The following is a 3,348-nucleotide window of genomic DNA, read 5'->3' on the forward strand; positions in this document are numbered from 1 at the left end:
CGAGGACATCAAGGCCAAGACCCAGACCCTGGTCCAGGCCTCCATGAAGCTGGGCGAGGCCATGTACGCCGCCCAGCAGGGCTCCGGCGACGGCGCTGACGGCGCCCAGGCCGAGCAACCCGCCGACGACGGCGTGGTGGACGCCGAGTTCGAGGAAGTCTCGGACTCCGACGACAAGAAGAGCGCCTGAGGCGGTCTGACCGAGCAGAGCCCCGCTCGCTTCTCCAGTGAGGCGAGCGGGGCTTTTTTCTGATCGCGGATGGCGATACCCCTGACCTTCATGCGGATATTGCATCCGTCGGGGCGGACACCATCTGAGGCATGACGACGGCGCCGGAGCCTTCGGCGCGACGGGGCGAAACAAGGAATCGGGTACGCCTTATGGCGCGTGACTTCTACGAAATCCTGGGCGTCGAGCGGACCATCGACGCGGCCGGCCTCAAGGCGGCCTATCGCAAGCTGGCCATGGCGCACCACCCGGACCGGAACGGCGGGTGCGAGGACTCCGCGGCCAAGTTCAAGGAAATCAGCGAGGCCTACGGCGTCCTGTCGGACGACCAGAAGCGCGCGGCCTATGACCGGTTCGGCCATGCCGGGGTCAACGGCGGCGCGGGCGGGCGCGGCGGCGGGCAGGGCTTCCACGACATCAACGACATCTTCTCCGAAGTGTTCGGCGAGGCGTTCGGCGACGTGTTCGGCGGGGCCCGCTCCCAGCGCGGCGGACCGCGCCGGGGCTCGGACCTGCGGCATGATCTGGAGATCACCCTGGAGCAGGCCTACCGGGGGCTGGATGCGGAGATCACGGTCCCCACCACGGCGACCTGCGAGACCTGCAACGGCTCGGGCGCCAAGGCGGGCAGCCAGCCGACCACCTGCGCCACCTGCGCCGGTCAGGGGCGGGTGCGTCAGGCCAACGGCTTCTTCGCGGTGGAGCGCACCTGCCCCCACTGCGGCGGCCAGGGCAAGGTCATCAAGGACCGCTGCGGCTCGTGTCACGGCCACGGCCAGGTGCGCAGGAACCGCACCCTGTCGCTGAAGATCCCGGCGGGCGTGGACGACGGCTCGCGCATCCGGCTGGCGGGCGAGGGCGACGTGGGCATGGGCGGCGGCCCGCGCGGCGACCTCTATGTGTTCCTGTCGGTGAAGCCCCACGAGCTGTTCGAGCGGGACAATCTGGACCTGCTGGTGACCGTCCCCGTGCCCATGACCGTGGCGGCCCTGGGCGGCGAGATCGAGGCCCCGTGCCTGGTGTCGGAGGCCTGCGACGGCCAGTGCCGGGCCTCCGTCAAGGTCCCCGAGGGCGCCGAGACCGGCAAGACCGTGCGCATCAAGGGCAAGGGCATGCCCCGGCTGGACGGCCGCGGGCGCGGCGACCTGGTGGTGGAGCTGTTCGTGGAGACGCCCCAGAACCTCAACGCCCGCCAGAAGGCGCTTCTGAAGGAGCTGGCCGAGTGTTGCGGCGAGGCCCAGAACCCCCGCAACTCCGGCTTCGCCTCCAAGGCCAAGCGGTTCTGGAGCGAGATCACCGGCAGCGACGATACGCCCAAGAAGGAAAGCGCGGCTTGAGCGGCGTGATCCATGTGGCGTCTCGGGCGCCCGGGGCCGCATGGGCCGCGCCGTCGGCCAGGTGCTGGACGCGCGCGAGGATCTGGTGGTGGCCGCCCGCTTCGACCGCGGCGAGACCCCGGACCTCTCCCTTTGCGACGTGGTCATCGATTTCTCGACGCCTGACGCCTCCGTCGAACTGGCCCGCCATGTGGCGGCGCGCGGCGGCCCGGCGCTGGTGATCGGCTCAACGGGGCTGAGCGACGATCAGGAAGCCGAGATCACGAAAGCCGCCGACAAGGTGGCCATCGTGCGCAGCGGCAATTTCTCGCTGGGCGTCAACATCCTGGTGGGACTGGTGGAGCGCGCCGCGGCCCGGCTGGACGCGGCGGACTGGGACATCGAGGTGCTGGAGAGCCATCACCGCAAGAAGGTGGACGCCCCCTCAGGGACCGCCCTGATGCTGGGAGAGGCCGCGGCCATGGGCCGGCATGCCGACCTGGCGGAGCTGCGCATTGCGGCGCGCGAGGGCATAACCGGCGAACGCCCCGTTGGCGGCATTGGCTTTGCGGCCCTGCGCGCCGGGGGCATCGTGGGCGACCACACCGTCCTGTTCGCCTCGGAGGACGAGGTCCTGACCCTGAGCCATTCGGCCATCGACCGGTCCCTGTTCGCCCGGGGCGCCGTGGCCGCCGCCGTCTGGGTCAAGGCCCGCAGCCCCGGCCTGTACGACATGCAGGACGTGCTGGGCTTCCGGCAGGCCTGAGCCCTCTTTCCTGATTTCGGGCCCCTCCCCGTTCGGCTCCCCGTCTGTGGCGGGTGAGATTTCAAACTCGCGGGCGGAAAAAACAGGGTGCGAATTGTCCGAATGGTCCGAAATCGGCTTCGCGGACGGCGCGGTTTCGGCCGCGTCGCCAGCCGTGACGGGCGTGGCGGTTTCGGACTGCGGGGCGGAAAAAACAGGGTGCGAATTGTCTGAATTGTCCGAAACGCCGACGCCGGGGGCGCCGGGCGCCGCCGGTTCGGGCGCGGCCTCGGCGGACGGCCGCCGTATGTGCGCATAGTAGTTGGGCATCTCGGCGAAGCGGGCGTTGATGGCGGCCTGGCGGGCCTCGAGATTCGTGTGGTCGACCCAGGAGGGCGGCGGCGGCGGCGACGGTTCGGGATCGGGACGCGCCGCCTGGGCCATCAGCTTTTCATGCAGACGCATCCACGACCCGGCCTCCACCGCGCGGCCGGCCTGCAGGGCGCGGTTCATGCGGATCAGGGCCGTGTGGGCCATTTCCCGATAGTCGGGCAGGGTCGCGGCCTCGTCGGAGTCCAGGTCCACCGGGTCGGGGGCGGCGTGGGGCGTGTCCAGGCGGCGCCATCCCCCGGAGGCCGCGCGGTCCCGCAGGGTGCTGACCTTGAGGCCGTAACGGGCGCAGACGTCCGCCGCCGTATCGCCGGCCTGATAGTCCTGCCGGGCCAGATCCCAGACCTCGTCCGACGCCCGGCGATAGCCGCCGCGCGCGGCGTCCCGGGATGGGGCGTCATTGAAGAAGGCCGCGTCGATCTCGGCCCGGTCCTGCGCCGAAGGCCAGTGCGCCGGGTCGCGCCCGTGGTCGTCCATGATCCGTCTCCTCGCGTGGAGGCGGGAGTTTACGGGCCGTGGGAAGGCGGCGGCGTGTTTCGGGGTGTTCTGGCGCGAAATCGGGGCGGGGCAAGGGATTGGGGGCGGGAAATGCGGGGATTAATCCTCCCCCATCGGGGGAGGTGGATCGGCGCGAAGCGACGAGACGGAGGGGGCTGAGGCCGAGGCTG

3 protein-coding genes are annotated in these 3,348 nt (G+C 70.7%); all 3 read left to right on the plus strand.

Features of this window, described 5'->3' with window-relative positions; translation table 11 throughout:
* Positions 1-190 (plus strand): hypothetical protein (locus MBEBAB_RS14600; RefSeq protein WP_045319468.1); only part of this gene is annotated, 190 nt, incomplete at its 5' end.
* 191 nt (positions 191-381) lie between these two features.
* On the plus strand, positions 382-1,566 hold the full coding sequence (gene dnaJ, locus MBEBAB_RS14605) for a molecular chaperone DnaJ (RefSeq protein WP_045319469.1): 1,185 nt from the start codon (positions 382-384) through the stop codon (positions 1,564-1,566).
* Positions 1,538-2,311 carry a 4-hydroxy-tetrahydrodipicolinate reductase gene (gene dapB, locus MBEBAB_RS14610; RefSeq protein ID WP_277905906.1) on the plus strand — a complete coding sequence of 258 codons (774 nt, stop codon included), beginning with the start codon at positions 1,538-1,540 and terminating at the stop codon, positions 2,309-2,311. The genes dnaJ and dapB overlap by 29 nt, the downstream gene beginning before the upstream one ends.
* The last annotated feature ends 1,037 nt before the right edge of the window (positions 2,312-3,348 follow it).

This window comes from Brevundimonas abyssalis TAR-001, assembly GCF_000466985.1.
Lineage (GTDB): Bacteria > Pseudomonadota > Alphaproteobacteria > Caulobacterales > Caulobacteraceae > Brevundimonas > Brevundimonas abyssalis.